This is a genomic window from Streptomyces sp. NPDC093065 (genome assembly GCF_044754585.1).
GTDB lineage: Bacteria > Actinomycetota > Actinomycetes > Streptomycetales > Streptomycetaceae > Streptomyces.
This window is the reverse complement of record NZ_JBIVPJ010000023.1, coordinates 106,454-129,773: the sequence shown is the minus strand read 5'-3', so window position 1 is coordinate 129,773 and position 23,320 is coordinate 106,454. Positions and strand designations below refer to the sequence as shown.

At 69.9% G+C, this 23,320-nt stretch carries 19 protein-coding genes; 8 read left to right on the top strand and 11 right to left on the bottom strand.

The window, feature by feature from the left end; translation table 11 throughout:
• The 5 genes from ACIQFU_RS31700 to ACIQFU_RS31680 all read right to left on the bottom strand — a co-directional run.
• Positions 1 to 608: beta-ketoacyl synthase N-terminal-like domain-containing protein (locus ACIQFU_RS31700; RefSeq protein WP_402556121.1), on the bottom strand; the 608-nt coding region annotated here is incomplete at its 3' end.
• Between the two features lie 25 nt (positions 609 to 633).
• A complete protein-coding gene (locus ACIQFU_RS31695) occupies positions 634 to 1,923 on the bottom strand; it encodes an activator-dependent family glycosyltransferase (RefSeq protein WP_402556120.1) in 1,290 nt (429 codons plus the stop codon).
• Between the two features lie 109 nt (positions 1,924 to 2,032).
• The gene (locus ACIQFU_RS31690; protein ID WP_402556119.1) at positions 2,033 to 3,025 is read right to left on the bottom strand and encodes an NAD-dependent epimerase/dehydratase family protein; all 993 of its coding nucleotides are present in this window, start codon (positions 3,023 to 3,025) and stop codon (positions 2,033 to 2,035) included.
• 37 nt (positions 3,026 to 3,062) lie between these two features.
• Positions 3,063 to 4,382, bottom strand: a complete 1,320-nt coding sequence (locus ACIQFU_RS31685; protein ID WP_402556117.1) for an activator-dependent family glycosyltransferase — start codon at positions 4,380 to 4,382, stop codon at positions 3,063 to 3,065.
• A 69-nt stretch (positions 4,383 to 4,451) separates the two neighbouring features.
• On the bottom strand, positions 4,452 to 5,672 hold the full coding sequence (locus ACIQFU_RS31680) for an FAD-dependent oxidoreductase (protein WP_402556116.1): 1,221 nt from the start codon (positions 5,670 to 5,672) through the stop codon (positions 4,452 to 4,454).
• Between the two features lie 230 nt (positions 5,673 to 5,902).
• Here ACIQFU_RS31680 and ACIQFU_RS31675 point away from each other — a divergent pair, with 230 nt between their 5' ends.
• Positions 5,903 to 7,219, top strand: a complete 1,317-nt coding sequence (locus tag ACIQFU_RS31675) for a P450-derived glycosyltransferase activator (protein ID WP_402556115.1) — start codon at positions 5,903 to 5,905, stop codon at positions 7,217 to 7,219.
• A gap of 7 nt (positions 7,220 to 7,226) precedes the next feature.
• Here ACIQFU_RS31675 and rfbA read toward each other — a convergent pair whose 3' ends face one another.
• Positions 7,227 to 8,102 (bottom strand): glucose-1-phosphate thymidylyltransferase RfbA, encoded by an 876-nt coding sequence (rfbA, locus tag ACIQFU_RS31670; RefSeq protein ID WP_402556114.1) that lies wholly within the window; start codon positions 8,100 to 8,102, stop codon positions 7,227 to 7,229.
• Between the two features lie 161 nt (positions 8,103 to 8,263).
• On the opposite strand from rfbA, the gene ACIQFU_RS31665 reads away from it, so the two are divergent.
• The 5 genes from ACIQFU_RS31665 to ACIQFU_RS31645 are packed head-to-tail and all read left to right on the top strand — an operon-like array spanning position 8,264 to position 14,877.
• Complete coding sequence (locus tag ACIQFU_RS31665; protein ID WP_402556113.1) at positions 8,264 to 9,373, top strand: DegT/DnrJ/EryC1/StrS family aminotransferase; 1,110 nt, start codon at positions 8,264 to 8,266, stop codon at positions 9,371 to 9,373.
• A 35-nt stretch (positions 9,374 to 9,408) separates the two neighbouring features.
• Positions 9,409 to 10,851 (top strand): NDP-hexose 2,3-dehydratase family protein, encoded by a 1,443-nt coding sequence (locus ACIQFU_RS31660; RefSeq protein ID WP_402556112.1) that lies wholly within the window; start codon positions 9,409 to 9,411, stop codon positions 10,849 to 10,851.
• Between the two features lie 40 nt (positions 10,852 to 10,891).
• Complete coding sequence (locus tag ACIQFU_RS31655; RefSeq protein ID WP_402556110.1) at positions 10,892 to 12,088, top strand: class I SAM-dependent methyltransferase; 1,197 nt, start codon at positions 10,892 to 10,894, stop codon at positions 12,086 to 12,088.
• A gap of 56 nt (positions 12,089 to 12,144) precedes the next feature.
• Positions 12,145 to 13,428 carry an activator-dependent family glycosyltransferase gene (locus ACIQFU_RS31650; RefSeq protein ID WP_402556108.1) on the top strand — a complete coding sequence of 428 codons (1,284 nt, stop codon included), beginning with the start codon at positions 12,145 to 12,147 and terminating at the stop codon, positions 13,426 to 13,428.
• Between the two features lie 51 nt (positions 13,429 to 13,479).
• Positions 13,480 to 14,877: an activator-dependent family glycosyltransferase gene (locus ACIQFU_RS31645; RefSeq protein ID WP_402556106.1), complete on the top strand. Its 1,398-nt coding sequence runs from the start codon at positions 13,480 to 13,482 to the stop codon at positions 14,875 to 14,877.
• Here the strand turns inward: ACIQFU_RS31645 and ACIQFU_RS31640 are convergent.
• From ACIQFU_RS31640 to ACIQFU_RS31630, 3 genes are all read right to left on the bottom strand, one after another.
• Complete coding sequence (locus tag ACIQFU_RS31640; protein WP_402556104.1) at positions 14,787 to 16,151, bottom strand: carotenoid oxygenase family protein; 1,365 nt, start codon at positions 16,149 to 16,151, stop codon at positions 14,787 to 14,789. The genes ACIQFU_RS31645 and ACIQFU_RS31640 overlap by 91 nt on opposite strands.
• A gap of 71 nt (positions 16,152 to 16,222) precedes the next feature.
• A complete protein-coding gene (locus tag ACIQFU_RS31635; RefSeq protein ID WP_402556102.1) occupies positions 16,223 to 17,038 on the bottom strand; it encodes an ABC transporter permease in 816 nt (271 codons plus the stop codon).
• Positions 17,035 to 18,060, bottom strand: a complete 1,026-nt coding sequence (locus ACIQFU_RS31630; RefSeq protein ID WP_402556100.1) for an ATP-binding cassette domain-containing protein — start codon at positions 18,058 to 18,060, stop codon at positions 17,035 to 17,037. Before ACIQFU_RS31630 ends, ACIQFU_RS31635 begins: the two co-directional genes overlap by 4 nt.
• Positions 18,061 to 18,167: 107 nt before the next feature.
• On the opposite strand from ACIQFU_RS31630, the gene ACIQFU_RS31625 reads away from it, so the two are divergent.
• Both ACIQFU_RS31625 and ACIQFU_RS31620 read left to right on the top strand, forming a co-directional pair.
• Complete coding sequence (locus tag ACIQFU_RS31625; RefSeq protein WP_402556098.1) at positions 18,168 to 18,938, top strand: TetR/AcrR family transcriptional regulator; 771 nt, start codon at positions 18,168 to 18,170, stop codon at positions 18,936 to 18,938.
• Between the two features lie 305 nt (positions 18,939 to 19,243).
• Positions 19,244 to 19,453, top strand: a complete 210-nt coding sequence (locus ACIQFU_RS31620; RefSeq protein WP_402556130.1) for a hypothetical protein — start codon at positions 19,244 to 19,246, stop codon at positions 19,451 to 19,453.
• A gap of 114 nt (positions 19,454 to 19,567) precedes the next feature.
• Here the strand turns inward: ACIQFU_RS31620 and ACIQFU_RS31615 are convergent, their stop codons facing one another.
• Both ACIQFU_RS31615 and ACIQFU_RS31610 read right to left on the bottom strand, forming a co-directional pair.
• Positions 19,568 to 20,806: a Gfo/Idh/MocA family protein gene (locus tag ACIQFU_RS31615; RefSeq protein ID WP_402556096.1), complete on the bottom strand. Its 1,239-nt coding sequence runs from the start codon at positions 20,804 to 20,806 to the stop codon at positions 19,568 to 19,570.
• A 261-nt stretch (positions 20,807 to 21,067) separates the two neighbouring features.
• Positions 21,068 to 23,278 (bottom strand): RICIN domain-containing protein, encoded by a 2,211-nt coding sequence (locus ACIQFU_RS31610; RefSeq protein WP_402556095.1) that lies wholly within the window; start codon positions 23,276 to 23,278, stop codon positions 21,068 to 21,070.
• Between the last annotated feature and the right edge of the window lie 42 nt (positions 23,279 to 23,320).

The following is a 23,320-nucleotide window of genomic DNA, read 5'->3' as shown; positions in this document are numbered from 1 at the left end:
ACCGCCAAATGCAACCCCACCAACGACGACGAACACGCCGTATCCACACTCACCGCCGGCCCCTCCAACCCCAACGCATACGCCACCCGCCCCGACACCACACTCCCCAACGCCCCACTCCCCGCATAATCGTGATACATCACCCCAGCAAAAACACCCGTCGCACTCCCCCGCAACGAACCCGGAACAATCCCCGCCCGCTCCAACGCCTCCCACGACGACTCCAACAACAACCGCTGCTGCGGATCCATCTCCAACGCCTCATTCGGACTGATACCGAAAAACTCCGCATCAAAATCAGCCGCACCACCAACAAACCCACCCTCACGCGCATAGCTCTTCCCCGGCACCCCCGGCACCGGATCAAACAACCCCTCCACATCCCAATAACGATCCTCCGGAAACTCCCCAATCGCATCCACACCATCCCGAACCACCCGCCACAAACCCTCAGGCGAAGACACCCCACCCGGATACCGGCACGCCATCCCCACAATGGCGATGGCCTCTCCCGCGCGCTGCTCGTTCTCCCGCAGCCGTCGGCGGGCCTCCCGCAGGTCGGCGGTCGCGCGCTTGAGGTACTGGAGGAGCTTCTCCTCGTTGTCCACCGGTTCTCCAGGCAGTTCGTGTCGTTCAGGCGGCATGGGTCCGGGAGTCCCGGTGCCGTTCAGTGAGCTCTTCCAGTGCGGGGACGAGGTCGTGCGGGCTCGGGGCGGCCAGCATCTCCTTCTGGATGCGCTCCGCTCCCGCTGCGAACGACGGGTCGTCGATGAGCCGGCCCAGCCGCTCCACGAGGGTGTCGGCGTCGGCGACCAGGCCGGCGCCCTGCTCGGCCCACTGCCGCATCACGACCCCCTCGCCCCAGATGTTGCCGGGAATGCTCAGCTGGGGAACGCCGTGCACGGCGGCCACGCCGACCGTGCCCATGCCGCCGTAGTGGACGATCGCCGTGCACGTTGGCAGGAGGGCGTTCAGGGGCAAGTAGTCGAAGATCCGCACGTTCTCAGGAATGCTGGTGCCCGGCGGCACCTGGTCGGCGCTGAGGGTGGCCACGACCTCGACGTCCAGGCCCGCGAGCTGCTCCAGCACGGTGGCGAAGGGGAAGGCGTTCCCGGCCCGCTGCTCGACGCCGGACGCCCTGCGGGTCATGCCGAGCGTAAGACAGACGCGCGGACGCCTCGGCTTGCGGCGCAGCCATGCGGGGATGGTGGCGGGGCCGTTGAACGGGACGTGCCGCATCGGCAGGTGACCGTTCGGCAGAGGAAAGCGCAGGAAGGACGGCAGCGGGTCGATGGTGGCCTGCCCGACCACCATCTCCTGGTCGAACTCGGCGCCGTAGGGGGCCAGTTTGCCCCCGAGGTAGTCGGCCATCGGGTCGTCGCCGGGTACAGCGGACTGCCCGGACGTGGGGGCCGGCAGCAGGGAGTGCATCCTGGCCCAGTGGTCGGGGGCGGCGAGGATGCGGGCGTGTGCCGCGCCGACGGCCCGCGCGAGGACCGGCCCGGCGTAGTGGTGCGCGTCCCAGACGACCAGGTCCGGTTTCCAGGCCCGGGCGAACTCCACCAGGTCGTCGAGCATGGACTGGTTGGACAGGTACTCGCACATCCTGGACGTGTAGGTGGCGAGTGTTCCCCGGACGTAGTCGGGAGTGAGCACCTCGGGGCGGGTCTCCGCCATGTCGTAGCCGAATCCGAAAGGCGTTCCGGACCCGGCCGGGGCGCCAGGGGCGGCCGGCAGGTCGCGGGGGGCGGCGAGTTCCTCGCCGACGGGCACCGTGGTGATTCCGGTGCTCTTCGCGGTCTCCAGGAAATTGGGGTGGGTGGCCACGCACACCTCGTGACCCGCGGTGCGAAGCGCCCAGGCGATCGGCACCAGATTGTAGAGATGTGAATGCACGGCATGAGTCGTGAGAAGGACGCGCATAAATCCTCTTCCAGCGGGACAGGGCGAGGGGACGGTGATGGCCACGCTATCCCGCCGCCACAACGGCATCACACCCTTATTTACCTGGCCGAGTTCCGCTGCCGGTCCTTCACGTTAGGGGCTGATAGGGGCGGTGCCTGCGGTACCAGTCGACGGTCGCCTCAAGCCCTTCGCGGAGGGTGCGGGGGCGGAAGCCGATGAGTTCGTCGAGCCTTCCGAGGTCGAGATTGCGGCTCGGCCGGCCGCCCGATTTGTCACGGAGGAATGTGATGCGCTCGGGCTGTCCGAGCGCGGCGCACACGTACTGTGCGAGCTGGAGGACGGACACGGTTTCCGCCGTTCCGACGTTGATGGTGTGGTACTTGTCGTTGCCGACGGTCTGCAGGATGGCGCGGACCAGGTCGGTGACGTACATATAGGTCCTGGTCTGGCTGCCGTCTCCCCATATCTCGATTTCCTGTCCCGAGACGGCCTTGGCGAACATGCTGGGGACGACGCGGGTGGTGTCCACCTCGAAGTTGTCCCGAGGACCGTAGACGCTGGTGAGCCTGGGCAGGTAGATGTTCATGCCGTATTCGTTGCGGTAGGTCTCCGCGAGTACTTCCGTGTACGTCTTGGACAGGTAGTAGCCGTCCGGGTGGTAGTGCATCTGCCGGTGGAAGTCGTCGTCCTCGCGGATGGGGTCCGTGGTCGGCGACAGGTACACGTCGCTGGAGCTGAGGATGACGACTTCGGGGACGCTGTGCCGTCGTGCCAGCCGCAGCGTGTTGGAGACCGTGCGCATGTTGGTGTCCAGGATCTGCGCCGAGTGCTCGCGGCGGAAGTCCCAGGTACCGGAGACCACCGCGCAGTGGAAGACGGCGTCCACCTGCGGGAGTGCGTCGAAGGCGGCGGCGAGCGCATGCTCGTCGAGGGCGTCGCACTGCACGGGTCGGAGCCGTTCGGTGCTGGGGAGCTGAGGCAGGACACCCCGGTTGTCACGGCGGTAGAGGCAGGTCACGTCGGCGCCGGCAGCGAGCAGTTCTTCGACGAAGTGCGATCCGATGAACCCGGTGCCACCGGTGACAACTACTGTCTTCCCGGACCACTTTCCTGATGACACGCTGTTAACTCCCTCGCAGGCGCTGGGGACCGAGGCCCTAGTCGCGGTGATGGGCGGTCAGTTCTTCCAGCTCCGCCACGAGGTCGTGCGGGCTGGGGGTGGCGAGTAGCTCCTCACGGATGAGGGCGGCGTTCTCCTGGAACGACGGTTCGTCGAGGAGCCGGTTGATCTGGTTCTTGAGCATGTGGGCGTCGAGGTGGTTGCGCAGGCCGTCGCCGGAAAGGCGTTCGTAGTCGAGAAGGAGGCCCGCGCCGCGGTCCGCCAGCCGTTCGCCGAAGCGGATCTCGTCCCAGTAGCGACCGGGCGCGATGATCTGGGGGACGCCGTGGGCGAGGGCGTTGCCGAGGGTGCCGAAGCCGCCGTGGTGCACGATGGCGGAGCAGCTGGGCAGCAGGTCGTTCAGGGGGACGAAGTCCGTGACGCGCACGTTGTCGGGGAGGGCGTCGAGTTCCGTGAGCTGGCCGGCATCGAGGGTGGCCACGAGTTCGATGTCGAGTTCCGCCAGCGCCTGGAGCATCTGCGCGGTGGAGAACAGGTCGCCGCCGAGCACTTCGCGTGCCGTCATGCCGAGGGTCAGGCAGACCCTGGGGCGCTTCGGTGGCTCGTGCACCCAGTCGGGCACGGCGGTGGGTCCGTTGAACGGCAGGTACCGGACCGGGGTGAAGGGCAGGTCCAGGGGGAACTGCATCCATGGCGGTGTGGGGTCGATGGTCCACTGACCGGTCATCATCTCCGTGGCCAGTGTGTCGTCCCAGGGGCAGCCGAAGCGGGCGAGGCGGCCGGCCTGCCAGTCGCCGACCGGATCGTCCCGGCGTTCGGGCGGCTGCGCGGCGAGCTGGGTGGCGTAGTCGCCGTACATCCTGCCGATGTAGTCGATCCCGAACAGCATGCGGGCGTGGGCGGCGCCGCAAGCGCGGGCCGCCACCGGACCGGCGAACGTCATGGCGTCCCAGATGACGAGATCGGGGCGCCAGTGGCGGGCGAACTCGACGAGGTCGTCGAGCATGGGCCGGCCCCCGGTGGCGTGCTCGTAGTGCATGGAGCAGGCGATGGTGAAGGTGCCGAGGACGTAGTCCCAGGTCAGTTCCTCGGGCCGGGTCTCGGTGACACCCGCGTTGAGGTCGCGCCACGAGGAACCGCTGGTGACGTGGTCGTCGCCGCCGGCGCCGGAGCGCAGGCGGAGGTCGACCTCCTCGCCGACGGCGACGGCGGGCAGGCCGGTGCGCGTGATGGCGTCCACGATCTCGGGCTGGCTCGCGACGCACACCTCGTGCCCGGCGGCGCGCAGCGCCCAGGCCATCGGGACCACGTTGTAGAAGTGTGTCTTCGCGCCGTACACCGCGAACAGGACGCGCATGGCATCTCCTCCCCCTGTCGTGCCACGGCCGCTGGTCCGGTCACAGCGGCCGGCCGATGCCTCCGGCCCCTACGCCCCGGCCGGCACGTTGGTGGTGCCGATCGGGGCGTCCCAGTCGATGCGGTGGTCGTAGAGCCAGCGCATCTCCTCCTGCCCCTTCTCGGCGCCGCGCTGGCTGAACGCGATGCGGGCGAACACGTCCCGGCCGATCCTGCGGGCCTTGCTGCCGGTCATCAGGGCCTGGCCGCACTGCTTGCCGAAGGCGACGATGCGTTCGACACGTTCACGGCGGATGTCCTCGTAGACGGACAGGGCCCGGGGGATGTCGGGGATGTCGCGCAGGCACTTGCCGAGAACGACGGCGTCCTCGATGGCCATGGAGACGCCTTGTCCGGCGGACGGCGAGACGGCGTGGCATGCGTCGCCGATGACGACCATCCGGTCGTTGCGCCACTTGGGGAGGGTGGGGATGTCCTGGATGGGACGGGGCGGCCAGATGGCCTCGGTCGCGTTGATGAGCTCGACGGCGGAGTTGGCGTCGCCGGTGAACAGGCGGATGAGTTCGGCGCGCCACTCCTCGGGAGTGACGGCTGCCAGGTCCTTCGGGTCGGGCTCCTCGGGTCGGGTGATCGACGCGTACCACCAGACGCGGCCCTCGGGGTCGGGGATGTGGCAGAAGAAGCCGCGCTTTCCGAGGTACATGAACTCGGTGCCGGGGTCACTGGGAACGGCGACGCCGGTGGCGTAGCCGCCCGTGGTCCACAGTCCGCCGTAGCGGTAGCGGATTCCGGAGGGGTCGATGACCTTGCGGGTGACGGAGTGCAGGCCGTCGGCGCCCACGAGGACGTCGCCGGTGGCCTCGGTGCCGTCTGCGAAGCGTGCGACGACCCCCTTCTCGGTGAGCGAGGCGTCGACGAGCCGCTTGCCGAAGTGGGTCTCGACGCCGCGGTCGATGGCCGCGTCGCGCAGCGTCGTGTACAGGTCGGAGCGGGTGATGGCACGGGCGGCCGTGCCGTCGGGCAGCGGGGAGCCGTTGCGCACCTGGCACAGCTGCTTGCCGTTGCCGAGGTGGAAGCGGTAGCGGGGGATGTCGAAGCCAGGGGCGAGGTGTCCGACGCCGAGGGCGAGCAGAGCGCTGTATCCGTTGACGGCGAGGACGAGGTTCTGCCCGATCCCGTCGGCGTCCCTGTCGTACGCCTCGTAGACGACCGGTTCGAGTCCGGCCCGCTGCAGCGCAATGGCGCTGGCGGGTCCCGCGACGCCACCACCGATGATCAAAGCTTTAGCCATCAGGCCTTCCCGTCATCCGGTCACGTGAATGGGAGTACGCACCTCCACCAGGTACGGGCACACCCTCACATGTCTCCCGGACCCCTTCAGCCCCTATCCACCCCTTTTCGCCGCAGGTGGGCCGGTGACCCGCAGTACCGGGCGGCAGGGGTGGCCCACTGGTGCCGGGACCGGCTAGGAACATCACTGACCGTGTCCACCGGGGTGTGACGGAAGGGAGCTCCACAGCCATGACGAGGCATCAGGTCGATCCGAGGCTGCTGGACGACAGCGAACTGACGCGGCATCTGCTGGCGGCTCGAGGTACTCAGTGGATGCGGGGCAACCGCGGTGATCCGTACGCGCTGATCCTGCGCGCCCAGGGCATCGATCCGCACACCCTGTACCGGGGGATGCGGGGACGGCCGGCGATGCGGCAGAGCGAGTCCGACACGTGGGTCACGGCGTCGTACACGGCGGGTGCCGAGGTACTGAAGGACGAACGGCTGACGCTGCGCGATCCGAAGGCGCGGCGCCGTCGGAAGGTCTTCGGCATTGACGCGGGTTCCAGCCTGAAGCACGTGCTCCAGCTCGACGACGACGTGCTGGCCAGGCCCCCGGCGTTCTACGCCGAGCTGACGGCGGCGGTCGCGCCGGTGCTCGGGAGTGCGGCGCTGGAGCGGAGTCGCGGCGCCGTCGAGGGGGTGTTCGAGCGGACGCTGGGGTCGCTGGAGGGTTCGTTCGACCTGATGGAGGACTTCGCGCGGCCCGGTACGGTCGCCGCGGTCGCGGAGCTGCTGGGGCTCTCCGAGACCGAGCGCGCGGAGGTGGCCGGGCTGTGCGCTGGGGCCGGCACGGCGCTCGACGCCCTGCTGTGCCCGCCGACCCTGGCGATGACCAGGAGGCTCGTCGAGTCCTTCGACGGGTTGCGGAAGGTGGTCGACACGTTGGTCGCGGCCCGGACCGCGGCGCCGGGCGACGATCCGGTGAGCCGGCTGCTGCGCGACGCCCCGGACCAGGGCAGGGCGGCGGCCGACGCGACCGTGGCGCTGATGCTCACCCTGGTGGTGGGTGTGGAGATCACGGCGAATCTGGTCTGCAACGCGACGCTGGCGCTGCTGGCCCACCCCGGTCAGCTGGCGCTGCTGCGGGAGGATCCCGGGCTGGTGGCGGGTGCCGTCGAGGAGACGCTGCGGTTCCAGCCGCCGGTTCGTCTGGAGAGCCGTATCGTGAGCGAGGAGGTGGAGATCGCGGGCCAGAGGCTCGACAAGGGGCACCAGGTGGTGGTCCTCGTCGACGCGGCCGGCCGTGATCCGGAGGCGTACCCGGACCCGGACGGGTTCCTTGTGACCCGGGCAACCGGCGTGCCCCCGCTGTCGTTGCACGGGCGCTCCCCGGCCGGCTTCACTGCGCCCGTGGTGCGGTTCCTGACCGGGGCGGCGCTCGGGATGCTCGTCGCCGACCGGGTCGGCGGTCTGGGCCTGGCCGGTGACGTGGTGCGCCGGATGCGGTCGCCCGTCGTGCAGGGCGTCGCCCGCTGCCCGGTGGCGGCCACGCAAGCAGGCTGACGCCCTGTCAGGCCGACAGTTCCCGGGCGATGTCCATGACGTACTGGCCGTAGCCGGAGTTGCCGAGGGCCTCGCCGAGGCGATGGCACTGGTCGGCGTCGATGAAACCCTTGCGCAGGGCGATCTCCTCAAGGCAGGCGATGCGCACCCCTTGCCTCTCCTCCAGGGTCCGCACGTACAAGGACGCCTGAAGCAGCGACTCGGGCGTTCCGGTGTCCAGCCAGGCGAAACCTCGCCCGAGGTCGATCATGGTGGCCCGGTCGCGCTCCAGGTAGACCCGGTTGACATCGGTGATCTCGAGCTCGCCGCGTGGGGAGGGGCGGACGTTCTTCGCGATGTCGATCACGTCGTTGTCGTAGAGGTACAGGCCGGTGATGGCGCGGTTCGACCGGGGCCGGAGGGGCTTCTCCTCGATGGAGACCAGGCGGCCGAGGGCGTCCGTCTCGCCGACCCCGTAGCGCTCGGGGTCCTTGACGCCGTACCCGAAGAGGACGCAGCCCTGGACGTCCCTGGTGTGCTCGTCGAGGAGGTTCTGGAAGCCCGGCCCGTGGAAGATGTTGTCGCCGAGGACGAGGGCGACCGAGTCGTTGCCGATGTGATCGGCGCCGATGACGAAGGCGTCCGCCAGGCCGGTCGGTCGCGGCTGCTCGGCGTATTCGATGCACAGGCCCAGATGCGATCCGTCGCCAAGCAGGCGCTGGAACTGTGTGATGTCCTCCGGCCTCGCGATGATGAGTACTTCTTTGATGCCACCGAACATGAGGACCGAGATGGGGTAATAAATCATCGGCTTTTCGCCGACCGGCAGGAGATGTTTTGTCACGGCGATGGTTACCGGATTGAGCCGACTACCCGTGCCCCCGGCAAGGATTATTCCCTTCATGGGCGCAAGCTAGCGATATCATCGCATTCACCGCAAGATGAAAAACGTTGGTCTGGGGTGGCCCCAACCGGTGTGGGGCGGCTAGGGGTTGTGAGTTCCAGACGGACTGGCCAGACTTGGGCCGGTTCGCACCGCCCAATTATGCAGAATCGGGAGTATCTGTGACCACGCTCGTCTGGGATTATCTGGCGGAATACGAGGAAGAGCGCGACGATATCCTCGACGCAGTGGACCATGTCTTCCGCTCCGGCAGGCTCGTGCTCGGAAACAGCGTGCGGAGCTTCGAGGAGGAGTTCGCGGCGTATCACGGTGTCACCTACGGCGTCGGCGTCGACAATGGCACCAACGCGGTCAAGCTCGGCCTCCAGGCCCTGGGCATCGGCCCCGGTGACGAGGTCATCACCGTTTCGAACACCGCGGCGCCGACGGTCGTGGCCATCGAAGGCACCGGCGCGAAGCCGGTCTTCGTCGACGTGCGCGCCGAGGACTACCTCATGGACACCGCCCAGGTCGAGGCGGCCGTCACCGACCGGACCCGGTGCCTGCTGCCGGTGCACCTGTACGGGCAGTGCGTGGACATGGAGCCGCTGCGGGAGATCGCCGGCCGGCACGGTCTGACCGTTCTGGAGGACTGCGCCCAGGCGCACGGAGCCACCCACCACGGCCGGCCCGCCGGCAGCATGGGCGACGCGGCGGCGTTCTCCTTCTACCCGACCAAGGTGCTCGGCGCCTACGGCGACGGCGGCGCCGTCATCACGGCCGGCGCCGAGACCGCCGACGCCCTGCGCCAGCTGCGCTACTACGGCATGGCAGAGCGCTACTACGTCGTCCGCTCCCCCGGTCACAACAGCCGCCTGGACGAGGTGCAGGCGGAGATCCTCCGCCGCAAGCTGCGCCGACTCGACCAGTACGTGCAGGGGCGCCGCGCGGTCGCCGAGCGGTACGCCGAGGGCCTCGGCGACACGGAGCTGGTCCTGCCGGGCACGACGCTCGGCAATGAGCACGTGTACTACGTGTACGTGGTCCGCCACCCACGCCGAGACGCCGTCGTGGAAGCCCTGAAGTCGTACGACATCATGCTCAACATCAGCTATCCGTGGCCGGTCCACACCATGAGCGGTTACGCGCACCTCGGTTATGGCGAGGGGTCGCTGCCCGTCACCGAGTCCCTGGCCAGCGAGATCTTCTCCCTGCCGATGTACCCGTCCCTGTCGCCGGACGTACAGGACAAGGTGATCGACGCGCTGCGCGAGGTCCTGCGCACCGTCTGAACGCAGGCCGCCCGACAGCAGACGAGGAGCCCTCGATGACGGAACACCCCGCCGCCGCGGCGGCGGTGCCGGGGCGGATCAGCCGGTCCGTCGACGCCCGCGACAGCCGGGCCACGCCGCTGGACACCTTCCACCCGTGGTTCAAGGAGTTCGCCGAGCGTGCCTACACAGACGTGCGGCCCATTCCCCTGGACGAACTGACCGGCTGGACCACTGACCCGGTCACCGGGAATCTCGCCCATGTCAGCGGCGGCTTCTTCCGGGTCGAAGGGCTCGACGTGACGGTCCCCGACGGGCCGGTGCCGCACTGGACCCAGCCCATCATCAACCAGCCGGAGATCGGAATCCTCGGCATCCTGGCGAAGGAGTTCGAGGGCGTACTGCACTTCCTGATGCAGGCCAAGGTGGAACCCGGGAACGTCAACGGGCTCCAGCTCTCCCCCACTGTACAGGCGACCCGCAGCAACTACTCGCGCGTCCACCGGGGCCGCCCGGTGCCCTACCTGGACTACTTCAGGGAACCCGGTCGGCACCGCGTCATCACCGACGTCCGCCAGTCCGAGCAGGGCTCGTGGTTCTACCGCAAGCGCAACCGGAACATGATCGTCGAGGTCACCGAGGACGTGGAACTCCTCGACGGCTTCCGGTGGCTCACCCTCGGCCAGATCCACCAGTTGCTCGCCCTGGACGACATCGTCAACATGGACGCCCGCACCGTCCTGTCCTGCCTGCCCTTCTCCGGCCCCACGCAGCGGACGGCGCCCGGACCCGCCGACGACTCCTTCACCGCCGCACTGCTGCGCTCGTGCCACGGCACGGGCGGCGGTCTGCACCCGGACGGCCACATCCTGAACTGGGTCACCGATGTGCGCACCCGCTCCGAGGTGCACACCAGCACGCTGCCGCTGAACGCCCTCGAACAGTGGCAGCGCGGCGAGTACGCCATCACCCACGACAGCGGCCGGTTCTTCGAGTTGATCGCCGTGGACGTACGGGCCGGGGGCAGGGAGGTCGGCGGCTGGACCCAGCCGATGATCAAACCACGCGACGGCGGCGTCGTCGCCTTCCTGGTGAGGTCCATCGACGGAGTGCTTCACGTCCTGATGCACGCCCTGGTCGAGCCCGGCTACCTGGACGTCGCGGAGCTGTCCCCCACCGTGCAGTGCACCCCCGGCAACTTCGATCACCTGCCCGACGCGGCGCGCCCGATGTTCCTGGACGAGGTGCTCGACGCGCCCGCCGACCGCATCCGGTTCGACGCCGTGCTCTCCGAGGAGGGCGGGCGCTTCTACCACGCGCGCAACCGGTACCTCGTCGTGGAAACCGACATCGACGCCGGCTTCGGCCACCCCGACTTCCGCTGGATGACGGTGCGGCAACTGGTCGACCTCCTGCGGCACAGCCACTACGTCAACATTCAGGCGCGCAGTCTGGTGGCCTGCCTGCACAGCCTCACCGGGCAGCCTCCGGCTGTCTGAACCCACCACGACCACTCGACCTTCGGAGTTGTCCGCGCCCATGTCACAGTGCCGGATATGCAGCAGCACGGTCCGCGAGTTCCTCGACTTCGGCAGCCATCCCCTGTCCTCAGCGTTCGTCAGTCCCGACGCGACCGGTGAAGAGTTCCGCTACCGGCTCGCCGTCGGTGCCTGCACGTCCTGCGGCATGGTGCAGCTCACCGAGGACGTTCCCCGGGAGCGGCTGTTCCACAAGGGCTACCCGTACCACTCGGCCGGCTCCACGGTGATGCACACGCACTTCGAGGAGACGGGCCACGGGTTCCTCGCGCGGGAACTGCGCGGCCCCGACCCGCTCTTCGTGGAAATCGGCTGCAACGACGGCGTCACCCTGCGCACCGTGGCCGACGCCGGAGTGCGCCATCTCGCCTTCGAGCCGACGGGGAACGCCGGGGGCCGGGTCCACAGCGCCTTCTTCGACGCGGAGTCGGCCGCCGAGGTGCGGGCCGCCGAGGGACACGCGCAGGTGGTGTACTCCGCCAACACGATGTGCGACATTCCCGGCATCGGCGCCGTCTTCGAGGGCGCCGACATCCTCCTGGCGCCCGACGGTGTGTTCGTCTTCGAGGACCCCTACCTGGGCGAGATCCTGGCCCGGACCAGCTTCGACCAGATCTACGACGAGCACGTCTTCTTCTTCACCGCCCGCTCGGTGGCCTCCATGGCCGCGTGCTTCGGGTTCGAGCTGGTCGACGTCGAACGGCTGCCGGTGCACGGCGGCCAGATTCGCTACACCCTCGCACGGGCGGGCCGGCGCACGCCCACGCCTGCCGTCGCCGAACTGCAGGCCGAGGAAGCGGCCCGCGGCATCGGGGAGGCGGCCGGGCTCGACCGGTTCGGCGCGTCCGTGCACACCGTCCGCCGGGACCTGGTCGCCCTGTTGCGGGACCTGACGGCGCAGGGCCACCGGATCGCCGGCTACGGCGCCACGGCGAAGAGCTCCACCGTGACGAACTTCTGCGGCATCGGACCGGAACTCGTACCCTACGTCTGCGACACGACTCCGTCGAAGCAGGGAAAGCTGACACCGGGCATGCACATCCCGGTGCGCCCGGACACCGCGTTCCGCGACCCCTACCCGGACTACGCACTGCTGTTCGCCTGGAACCACCGCGAGGAGATCATGGCCAAGGAACAGGCCTTCCGCGACGCCGGAGGGCGCTGGATCCTCTACGTGCCCGAGGTCCACATCGTCTGAGGCGTGCCCCGTCCGAGTCGTGCCGCTGGGGCACACACCATGCCGTGGAGAGTTCCATGCGGGTCCTGTTCACCGTGTTCGCAGTCAAGACGCACATGTACAACCTGGTGCCGCTGGCCTGGGCGCTGCGGGCCGCCGGGCACGAGGTGTGCGTGGCGAGTCATCCCGACCTCGCCGAGGCGATCACGCGTACCGGCCTGACCGCCGTGCCAGTCGGCGATCCGCTCTCCATGGGGGGCGCGGGCAAGGGACCCACCACACAGACGTTCCAGGGCGTCAGCGGCAGCATGGTCGAGGACCCGTCCGAGGACACCTGGGAGCGGGTCCTGGGCACCTTCACGGTCGCCTGCTCGGTGCAGTACGAGTATCTGGCGGGCCTCCAGGTCATGGACGACCTGGTGGAGTTCGCCCAGGCGTGGCAGCCCGATCTCGTGATCTGGGACGCTCTCACCTTCACCGGCGCGGTCGCGGCCCGCGCCTGCGGGGCCGCCCACGCCCGGATGCTGTTCGGGATGGACTATGTGGCCCGGATGTACGGCCGCTACACCGAACTCCTCGCCGCCCAGCCGCCCGAGCGGCGGGAGGACCCCGTCACGGAGTGGACGGTTGGCCGGCTCGCCCGGTACGGAGTGAAGTCCGGGCCCGAGGACACGCTGGAGATGCTGACCGGTCAGTGGACGATCGACCCGACGCCGTCGGGGATGCAGTTCCGCCTGCCGCTGCCCTACCTTCCGGTGCGGCTGGTCCCGTTCAACGGGCCCACCACCGCGCCGGACTGGGTGCACGAGCCACCGGCCCGGCCCCGGGTGTGCCTGTCCCTCGGCATGTCCGGGCGGGACCAGCTGGGCGGCGACCTGCTGTCCATCGGGGACCTGCTCGACGCGCTCGCCGACTTCGACATCGAACTGGTCGCCACCCTCGACAGCAGGCAGCTCGCCGGTACGTCGGCGCTGCCGCGCAACGTACGGCCCGTCGACTTCGTGCCGCTCAACGACCTGCTGCCGACGTGCGCGGCCGCCATCCACCACGGCGGCTTCGGCACCGTCGGCAGCGTCCTCACCCACGGCGTGCCCAGCATCACCATCCCGGCGCCCTGGTGGGACGAGACCGACCTTGGCCACCGCATCGCGGCACGCGGCGCCGGGTTCCTCATGGATCCGCACCGGCCGGATCTCGACGCGCTCCGCGACCACCTGCACCGCCTCCTCGACGACCCGTCCTTCACTGCCCGGGCAGCCGATGTCCGCGCGGATCTGCTGGCCACGCCGAGCCCCCACGACCTCGTACCCGATCTGGAGCGGCGGGCCCGTTCGTACCGCGCCCGCCAGGGGGAACGGTGACGTCCGTGTCGCGGTGCCCCAGTCCGTGCCCACGCCCGAAGGAGCCGGCCCATGCGCGTCCTGCTGACCGTGTTCGCGGCGAAGCCGCACCTGTACAACCTCATCTCGCTCGCATGGGCGCTGCGTGCCTCGGGCCACGAAGTGCGCGTCGCCAGTCAGCCGGACGTCACCGACGCCATCACGCGGGCCGGGCTGACCGCCGTGCCCGTCGGCGACGAGCTGAACCTGTCGGCGTCCTTCCGCCCCGGCGAGGACCGGGCGGGCGCGGAGCAGGGCGGTGTGTGGCAGCGCCTGAGCGGGGTCACCGAGACCCGTCCGGAAAAGCTCACCTGGAACTACGTTCTGGGCACCTACACCATCGGCTGCTCCATGGAGTACGAACACATGGCGGGTCAGACGATGATGGACGACCTGGTGGAGCACGCCCGCGCGTGGCGACCCGACCTGGTGCTCTGGGACGCGCTCACCTTCGTCGGCCCGGTCGCGGCCCGAGCCTGCGGCGCCGCCCACGCACGGGTGCTGTTCGGCGTGGACTACAACGCGCACATGCTCGGCGCCTACGCCGACCTGCTGTCCGCACGGCCGCCGCAGACCCGTGACGACCCGCTGTCGGACTGGCTCACCGGACGGCTCGCCCGCTACGGCCTCCCGTTCGAACCGGAGGACGCCGTGGAGATGATGACGGGCCAGTGGACCATCGACCCGACCCCGGCCTGGATGCAGCTGCCCGTGGGCGTCCCTCTGCTGCCGATGCGCTACGTCCCGTACAACGGCCCGTCCACCGTGCCCGGTTGGGTGCTGGAGCGGCCCCGGCGTCCCCGGGTGTGCATGTCACTGGGCATGTCGGGCCGTGAGCTGCTGGGCCGGGACCAGATGTCGATCGGTGACGGGCCGTCGGCCGAGCCCCCCGTCTCGGTGCTGCTGCGCACCCTGGCCGAGCTCGACATCGAGCTGGTCGTGACGCTGAGCAAGGACCAGCTCACCGCGGTCTCCGGACTGCCGGACAACGTCCGGGCCGTCGACTTCGTGCCGCTCAACGACCTGCTGCCGACCTGCGCGGCCGTCGTCCACCACGGCGGCTTCGGCACCGTCGGCAACGTCCTCGCCCACGGCGTGCCCAGCATCACCGTCCCCGCGCCCTGGTGGGACGAGACCGACCTGGGCCGCCACATCGAGGCACGCGGCGCCGGACTGCTCGTGGACCCGCGGGAGGCGTCGGCCGAGGTGCTTCGGGCAGGAGTGGCCCGGCTGCTCGGCGAGCCCTCGTTCCGGAGCGCGGCGCACGCCGTCCAGCGGGAACTGCACGCCACGCCGTCGCCGCGCGCCATCGTGCCGCAGGTGGAGCGGCTGGTGGCGGTTCACCGGTCGGGCAGCCAGCTGCCGTGCAGCCCCAGTGGCACCCTGCGCGGCAGATGGATGCGGGCGACCGGCTCGGCCGTGAAGTCCTGAGCCGCAAGGATCACCAGGTCCGCCGCTCCTCGCCGCGGATCATGGACGTACCCCATGACGTATCCGTCGTCCTCGGCCCGGCCGCCGGCCGCCGGCACGAACACGGCCTCGCCGACCGCGGCGTCCCGCTCGAAGGTGTGGACCTCGCTGGTTCCGCGTACGGTGTCATGCTTGATCAGGGCGTTGACGAAGGCCTCGTCGGGCAGCGGCCCGTCGCCGGCGGGCACGTACGCCTGGTACATGGCGGCCGCGGCCGCGGTGTAGCCGTATCGGTGCGGCCGGGACACGACGGTGTCGGCGATCCTGGGGAACTCCTGTGGCCGGTCGTCCAGCCGCTGCTCGCACACCGTGCCGGCCGACAGGTCGACGGTCCACCGGTCGAGGGTGCCGTACCGGCTCATGCGCATGGCGGCGATGTCGAAGTCGGCGGGCAGCGTGACGAGTTCCAGGATGATGCGTTCGCCGTCGTCGTAGGCGTTGAGCGTGTGCGAGACGAAGGCGTCCGGCGCCTCGAACCAGCGCACACCACCACCCGCACGCGACAGCACCCCGATGCGGGGCGGCCTCTGCGGGTCTCGTGTGTACGGCGTCCTCGCGCCGGTGCTCATCGCCTCGGGAGAGAACACCACCGGAGAGTCGTAGACGACGACCCACCGCTCGGTGAGGGCGAAGTCGTGCATCATCGGGTTGCCGTCGAGCCGGATCTCCGCCTCGTGGACGAGCCGGCCGGCCCCGTCGACCACCAGGTGCCTGGCCGTCTGACGCCCGCTGAGGTAGGCCAGGCCGTGCAGTTCACCGGTCAGGGGGTCGAGCTTGGTGTGGGCGCCCATGGTGAAGCCGGGTCGGACACCCCCGAGCGCGTACGGCCCGACGGTGTCCAGTTCGGCGGTCAGTTCCTGGGGGCAGGCCCAGTCCTCCATCAGCGCCAGGGTGCGGCCGCCGTGGCCGATGACGTGGGTGTTGCAGGCGAAGTCGATTCCGATCTCGCAGGCGGAGTCGCCGGACGGTTCGCCGAGAAGGCCACGCACCTGCTCGGAGCGGACCCAGCGATTGCGGTACCACTGGGCCCGCCCGTCGCGGATGCGGACACCGTGCACCATGCCCGGCCCCGACATCCAGTGGTGGGCCGCGGGGTCCTCGGTGTTGAGGGCGTTGGGCCCGATGCGCAGGTAGCGACCGGTCAGCTCGCCGGGGACACGGCCGGTGACGGGGAGGTCGAAGGCGGTGACCTCCTCGTCGACCGGGGCGAAGGGACCAGCGAGAAAGCGACTCATCGGTGCGGTGCTCCTGACGGTTCGGTGCGTGGGCCCTGCCCGGCGAGCGAGCCCCGTGTCAAGGCTCGGGCTCAGGAGAACCGGCGCCGGAAGAGCCGGTTGGACAGCGGTACGGCGAGGGCGATGATGCCGCCCCACCAGAGCACCGCGATCCAGGCCGCGTTGCCCACCGGCTGGTCGAGCAGGAGCGCCCGCACGGCATCGATGACCGCGGTGACCGGCTGGTGCTCGACGAAGACCCGCAGACCGGGCGACATGGTCTCGGTCGGCGCGAACACATTGCTCGCGTAGGGCAGGAAGGTCAGGGTCAGGGCCAGGCCACTGGCCCCCTCGGTGCTCCTGGCCAGCTGCCCGAAGAGCGCGGAGATCCAGCCGACGGCGACGGCGAAGAGCATGAGCAGCGCGAATGCGGCCAGATACTGCAGGACGCCGGCCGAGGGGCGGAACCCCACGGCGAAGCCGATGGCGGTGAGCACCACCAGGCCGATGAGGGCGCGCATCACCGCCGCCACGATGTGTCCGATGACGACCGAGGTGGCGAGGGTCGACATCGACCGGAGCCGGTCGACGAAGCCTTCCTGCATGTCGAGGAAGACACCCACTGTGGTGGAGACCGAGATCAGGGTGACACCGATGGCCAGGATGCCCGGCACCAGGAAGTTGGCGTAGGAGGGGCCGCCCGCGTCGACGGCGCCGCCGAGCATGTAGCGGAACATCAGCATGAGCACGGTGGGGATCAGGATCGCGGTCGCGATCTCCTCGGGCTGCCGCAGGATGTGGCGCACATAGCGCCCTGCGAGGACCCGGGCGTCGCTGAACGCCCAGGCGATCCTGGAGCCCCCGCCGCACGGGCGGACGGCTTCCTCGTAGGTGGTGGCGGTCGTCATTCGCTCCTGCTTCCTACCGTTTCGGAGCCGGTCGTCGCGGACGCGGCGGGCGGGGTGACGCTCCGGGTGCCGGGCTGCCCGGTGGCGGAGGTGCGCTGGGTGAGGGTGAGGAAGACATCGTCCAGCGACGGTCTGGCCACATCCAGGGAGCCGATCCGCGCCCCCGACCGCCGCAGTTCGTCCAGCGTCCGGACGAGCAGCTCCATGTCGTCGGTGGCGACGCTCACCGTGCGCGTCTCGCGGTCCCACTGGAGATACTCGTCCCCGGCCCGGCTCAGGGCGTCGGCCTTGAGGAAGTCCTCGTCGGTGTCGAAGGTCACCTGCATCCGTTCGGCGCCGATCCGCTGCTTGAGCTCGGTGGCCGTGCCCTGCGCGGCGATCCGCCCCTCATCGATCACCGCGACCCGGTCCGCGAGCTGGTCGGCCTCTTCCAGGTACTGCGTGGTCAGCAGGATCGTCGAGCCCTTGGCGAGCAGTTCCCGGATGACCGCCCACAGGGTCCGGCGGCTGCGCGGGTCGAGCCCGACGGTCGGCTCGTCGAGAAAGAGCACCGGCGGCGCGGTGATCAGGCTGATGGCGAGGTCGAGGCGGCGCCGCATACCGCCGGAGTAGGTCTTCACCGGCCGGTCCGCGGCTTCCACCAGGTCGAACTGCTCCAGCAGTTCTTCCGCCCGGCGGCGGGCGGCCGGGGGCCGCAGGTGCTGGAGGCGGCCCAGCATGACCAGGTTCTCCCGGCCACTGTGCACGTAGTCCAGGGCCATGAACTGGCTGACCAGCCCGATGGAGCGGCGTACGCCGGCGGCCTGGCCCACCACGTCGTGCCCGTTGACCACGGCGCTGCCGCCGGTCGGGCCTATGAGGGTGCTCAGGATCCGGACCAGGGTCGTCTTGCCCGCTCCGTTGGGCCCGAGGAGGGCGAGCATGGTGCCACGCTCGACCTGAAGGTCCACGCCCTTGAGGACATGCACGTCCCCATAGGACTTGGTGAGACCCGAGATCTCGATCGCATAGCTGTTGGCCACAGGCAGACTCCACAACTGTGTACGTCACACACTGACTCGCGTATCCTATACACAGTTACAATGAGGCCGTCAACGGACAGCAACGGGACCGACGAGAGGTACACGGGATGACAGCGGAGCACGACGGGGCCGACCGGCTGAGCCGCAGTCTGGATCTGCTCTGGGGCTCCAAGGACAAACCGAGCCGAGGCCCCAAGCCGGCGCTCAGCCTGGAGAAGATCGTGCGCGCGGCGATCGAGATCGCCGACACCGAGGGCATCGACGGCCTGTCGATGCAGCAGGTGGCCGGCCGGCTCGGCTTCACCACCATGTCGCTGTACCGGTACGTGCCCGGCAAGGACCAACTCGTCGACGCGATGATGGACGCGGCTTCGGGCCCACCGCCGCAACTGCCCGCCGTCGAGGGGTGGCGCAACCGGATCGAGCGGTGGGTACAGGCCCTGTGGGTGCGCTATCAGCTGCACCCGTGGATGCTCCAGGTGCAGGCGAGCGGCCCACCCCTGGGGCCCAACCAGCTGGCGTGGCTGGAGAGTTCGCTCTCCGCCCTGGAGGGCACCGGCCTCACCGCCGATGAGATGCTGTTCGTGAGCCTCTTCCTCAACGGAGCGGCGACCGGCCTCGCCCGGCACTCCACCGCCGCGGCCCGGACCGCCGCCCACACCGGCGTGCCGGCCGAGCGGGTCGGCGCCGACTACGCACAGATCCTGGAGCGCGTGCTGGACCCCGACCGCTTCCCGACACTGACCAGGGTGGTGGCCGCGGGCGCCTTCCGGCCGGGCGCGGGTCCGGGCCAGGGCACGACCCACGACCTGGAGTTCGGACTCCAGCGGCTGCTCGACGGGATCGAGACCTACGTCATGGCGCGCACGGCCACCTGAGAACGGGGGCGTGCCCCGGGCACAGCGGTGGGCCGGGGCACATCCGGCGCCGCGTCCGAACCGGTGTGAATCGCAGAAACCGTTCACTCGACTGCCGCGCATCCGACGGACCAGGCCGACGTTGCTTCGGAGATGACGAGGAAGCGGGGAGGGACGGGCGATCGGATCGGGCTGACGGAAGTTCTGGCGGCGGCGGATGCCTCACCGGTGGCGTCGCTTGACGTGGTGGCGCGGAATCTACGCTAGTGGTCCGGCGCCGAGTACACGTCGTTCCTGTTCATGGACGTCGTCGGCCGGAAGGTGGTGTGGGTCATCGAGGAGGCCGGCACACAGCAGGGGCGCCGGCCCGATCAGGCCCCGCCAGCCATCAGGCGCTCCTCGACCACGGCAGGCGCACCTTCGCCACCGGGCAACTGCTGCGCATCACCCTGGACGGCAGCCGCGCCCAGCTCGTCGACGCCGGCCGTCTGAGGGAGGACGCCACCGTGCTCTGCCTGGACTGGCACGGCCCCTAGGCCGGGCGCGGCGCGCACGTCGCCGGAGCCGACGCCTGGAGCCGGACCCGCGGCCCCACACAGGTGTCCGGTCCGCCGGGCGGCAGGACGGAAGAGGCCACCAGCGGTGCCCTGCTACCGGCGGGCGGTCGCTTCCTGCCGCGGTTCCCGTTGTCCCCGGTCGAAGTAGCGTGCCACCTCAGACGGGACGCGTGGGACCGCGACCGGGCGGCCGCCGTCGCGCAGCGACTCCGTGGCCGCGCAGCCCGCTGCCACCGCTTCCCGGGCGGCGACGGGGCTGGTGTCGGTCGTGCCACCCTCGCGCACGAAGCGCAGGAACTCGGCGACGAGCAGCGGGTCGGAGCCGCCGTGTCCGCCGGCCTGCGGCTCCGGCACGGGCACCACGAGGTCGGCGTCGGTGCGGTAGCCGCTGCGGCGCTTCCAGACCCGGACCTCGGCGGTGTCGCCGTGGTCGCCGAAGTTCTCCAGCCGTCCCTCCGTCCCGATCACCGTGTAGTTGCGCCAGTAGTCCGGCGTGTAGTGGCACTGCTGGTAGGAAGCGTGCACGCCGCCTTCCAGCCTCATGATCATCATGGACAGGTCCTCCACGTCGACGACGGGATTCAGACCGGTCAGCGAGCGCGGCGGCCAGTTGTTGTCCGGGTCGTACCAGTCGGGCATCACCGCTCCCTCCGGCTGGCCGGAGCGGTCCGGGAGGCCGCCGTAGACGGTCAGGCCGCCCAGCGCGGTGACGTGTTCGGTGTACGAGCCCGCGAGCCAGTGGATGACGTCGAGGTCGTGCGCTCCCTTCTGGAGCAGGAGGCCGGTGGTCCGGCGGCGGTCGGCGTGCCAGTCCTTGAAGTAGAAGTCCCCGCCGTGTCCGACGAAGTGGCGGCACCAGACCGCCTTGACCTCGCCGATCTCCCCGCGCCGGATCAGCTCCCGCATGGTCCGGACGACGGGCATGTGCCGCATGTTGTGGCCGACGTAGAGCCGGGTGCCGGTGCGGTGGGCGGTGTCGAGGACGCGGTCGCAGCCGGCGGTGGTGATGGCGAGCGGTTTCTCGACGAAGACGGGGATCCCCGCTTCGAGCAGGTCGACGACCAGGTTCTCGTGGGTGTCGTCGGGGGTGATGACGAACGCTGCGTCGATGTCCGCGGAGGTCAGCTCGTGGTGGCCGGTGTACAGACGCACCTCGTCGCCGAACCAGTCCCGGGCCCGCCGGTGGGCTCGCGGGTCGGTGTCGACGGCGGCGACCACGGCCTGGCCCTTGCCGGGCCGATGGGCGTGCCGGGCCACCGGGGCTCGCAGTCCGAGGCCGATGACGGCCAGGCGCAGGTCTCCGGTGGTGTCGTCGGTGCGGGGGTCGGTCATGGTTCAGCCCTTCATGCCGGAGAAGGCGATGCCCCGGACGAGCCGGCACCACATCACCATGAGGACGGGCACCCGGTGCGAACGGTGACGTGACACGTCCGTTCACCGCCGGATTCAAAGCTAGAGTGCTCGAAGGTGCATAGTCAATGAGAGTTTCAATCACTTTCACGCAAAGAACTTCAGGCCCCGGCCCGGCCCGTGACGTTGTGCACGGGCCGGGCCGGGCCGGGGTCCGCGGGACGGCCGGGGCGGCCGGGACGGTCAGGTGATGGTCCACTTCTGCTGCGTGCTGCCGATGTCCGGCTGTTGGGTGACGAGGGCGCCGTCGGCGCCGGAGGCGGTGGTGAGGGCCAGGCCACTGCCGGCCGAGGTCAGGGTGTAGGTGCCGTCGGTGCGACGGGTGGCCCTCCAGCGCTGGTTGTCACCGCCGTTGCAGGTCCACTGGACCACCTTGGCGCCGGCGGTGGTGGAGTGGTCGCTGACGTCGGCGCACAGGCCCGACTCGGTGCCGACGATCTCGTAGCTGCCGTCGGTCGGCCGGGTGAGGCGCCACTTCTGGTTGTCGCCACCGTTGGGCGCGTAGGTGGTGAGCTGGGTGCCGGCGGTGGTGCTGTGGCCGGGGACGTCCAGGGCCTTGCCGCCCGCGGTGAGCGTGCGCACGCCGTTCAGTGCGGTGGGCGCGGTGCCGGCCGCTGTGAGGGTCAGGGTCTGCTCGGCCGCGGTGCGGGCGTCGCCGACGCCGCCGGCGGGGGCGGTCCAGTAGCGGGCCGGGGAGGTCTCGGCCATGCGCGAGGAGACGCCGGAGACCCCGAGGACGAGCCCGCTGTAGCGGTTGACCAGGCGGTAGGTGCCGCCGGTGGCGTTGCGGACGGCGAACCACTGCTGCCCCACGGTGGGACCGCCCGAACCGGCCGCGGTGGCGGTGGGCTTGGTGCCCCAGGCGCGCTGGGCGGGCGAGGTGCCGACCCCCAGCAGGGCGCCGGTGGTGGTGTTGGCGATGCGGTAGCTGCCGTCACCGTTGGAACTGAACGCCCACACGTCCGGGTTGGAGCCGCCGGCAGCCTGGGAGGCGGTGGAGGACGCGCCCGAGACCTGGGCGAGGACACGGTTGTCGGTGCCGCCGATCCGGTAGGTCTTGGTGGTGTCGACCGGGGCGGCGGGAGCAGAGGTGTCGATGGAGAGGTTGACGTACTCGGCGGAGGATCCGTTCGAGCACCCGAAGGAGCAGTAGGAGCGGAAGTCACGGCCGACGATGGAGGAGCTCGTCCTGTTGGCGCTGTCCAGGAACCAGCGGTACCAGGAGGCGTTGGTGTAGCCGCCGGTGTCGCCGATCAGCCGCCACTTCTGGGTGGCGAGATCGTCGGTGGCGTACAGCTGCTGGGGCGCGTTGCCCGACTGGTCCACCGCCTGCGGCTCGCCGATGTAGAGACCGAGATGGGCATTCCAGGTTATGTCCATGACAAACAGGGGGGAAGTGGGAGGCGTTTTGCCGGCCGCGACCTGCTCCGCCGTCGTGCCGGTGTTCGCCGGGTCGTACTCCTTGGCGGTGGGGGTGTACCCGGTGCCGTTGCCGGCCGAGTCGACGGGCACCATGTTGCTCTCCTTGCCGCCGACGCCGGGCTGGGACCAGGCGCCGTCGTACCACTTCTGCCAGGAACCGGGTGCCATCCTGGCGGAGATGGGAGAGCGGGCGACATGGGCGTGGAACGCCTTCCAGCCGCCGTTCTTGTCCACGATCCGGGAGCCGTAGAAGGCGTAGAAGTAGCCGGAGGCGGTGTCGGCGAAGAGCCGCGGGTCGCCGTCGCCGTAGTGGTACGTCTGCTGCGGGAAGGCGGCGGTGTCTCCCCGCTCTGTGCTGTACGGGGAGGTGATGACGTGGTCCTTGACGGCCCATGTCCTGCCCTGGTCGGTGGAGACGGCGTAGTCGATGCCGTCGTAGTGGACGCCGTCGCCGAAGGGCTGGGGGGTGAACTCGTTGTGGATCAGGGTGTACCAGTGGCCGGTGTCCGGATCGACCCAGGTGCCGCCGGCCGGATCGCAGTAGTTGCGGTGGGCGTAGCCGGAACCGGCGGGGGCGTTGGTCGACTCCTTGCCGGTGGGGCTGTTGTTGCAGCGCCAGGTGGTGTCGTTGTTCTTGTCGTCGGCGTTGTCCGGGGCGACCGCGTCGCTGATCGGGTGCCTGGTGGTGTTGTCGAAGTCGGTGCCGGAGTAGAAGGACCAGGCACGACCGTCGTTCGCGCCGTAGAGGGCGTGGGCCTGCTGGTAGTAGAAGGTGCCGTCCTTGTCGATGTACGGGGCGGCGGGGGTGTCGTCGGGGCGGTTCCAGGTGCCCTTGGCTCCGACGTTCACCGTGTAGGCGGGCACCGCGGCGGCGGCCGGCTGCTGCGGGGTGGTGAGTGCGGCGCTGCCGGCCGCGACCAGAGCGGTGGCGACCAGCGCGCCGCTGATCCTTCTGCTGCGGAAGGTGGACACGTGCGGTTCCTTTCGGTCGTCCGTCCTCACGTGGGGCGCGCA

Coding starts and splice junctions, on each gene's coding strand:
- ACIQFU_RS31695 (WP_402556120.1), bottom strand. CDS start 1,923: ATGCGCGTCCTTCTCACGACTCATGCCGTGCATTCACATCTCTACAAT.
- ACIQFU_RS31685 (WP_402556117.1), bottom strand. CDS start 4,382: ATGCGCGTCCTGTTCGCGGTGTACGGCGCGAAGACACACTTCTACAAC.
- ACIQFU_RS31680 (WP_402556116.1), bottom strand. CDS start 5,672: ATGGCTAAAGCTTTGATCATCGGTGGTGGCGTCGCGGGACCCGCCAGC.
- ACIQFU_RS31675 (WP_402556115.1), top strand. CDS start 5,903: ATGACGAGGCATCAGGTCGATCCGAGGCTGCTGGACGACAGCGAACTG.
- rfbA (WP_402556114.1), bottom strand. CDS start 8,102: ATGAAGGGAATAATCCTTGCCGGGGGCACGGGTAGTCGGCTCAATCCG.
- ACIQFU_RS31660 (WP_402556112.1), top strand. CDS start 9,409: ATGACGGAACACCCCGCCGCCGCGGCGGCGGTGCCGGGGCGGATCAGC.
- ACIQFU_RS31655 (WP_402556110.1), top strand. CDS start 10,892: ATGTCACAGTGCCGGATATGCAGCAGCACGGTCCGCGAGTTCCTCGAC.
- ACIQFU_RS31650 (WP_402556108.1), top strand. CDS start 12,145: ATGCGGGTCCTGTTCACCGTGTTCGCAGTCAAGACGCACATGTACAAC.
- ACIQFU_RS31645 (WP_402556106.1), top strand. CDS start 13,480: ATGCGCGTCCTGCTGACCGTGTTCGCGGCGAAGCCGCACCTGTACAAC.
- ACIQFU_RS31640 (WP_402556104.1), bottom strand. CDS start 16,151: ATGAGTCGCTTTCTCGCTGGTCCCTTCGCCCCGGTCGACGAGGAGGTC.
- ACIQFU_RS31635 (WP_402556102.1), bottom strand. CDS start 17,038: ATGACGACCGCCACCACCTACGAGGAAGCCGTCCGCCCGTGCGGCGGG.
- ACIQFU_RS31625 (WP_402556098.1), top strand. CDS start 18,168: ATGACAGCGGAGCACGACGGGGCCGACCGGCTGAGCCGCAGTCTGGAT.
- ACIQFU_RS31615 (WP_402556096.1), bottom strand. CDS start 20,806: ATGACCGACCCCCGCACCGACGACACCACCGGAGACCTGCGCCTGGCC.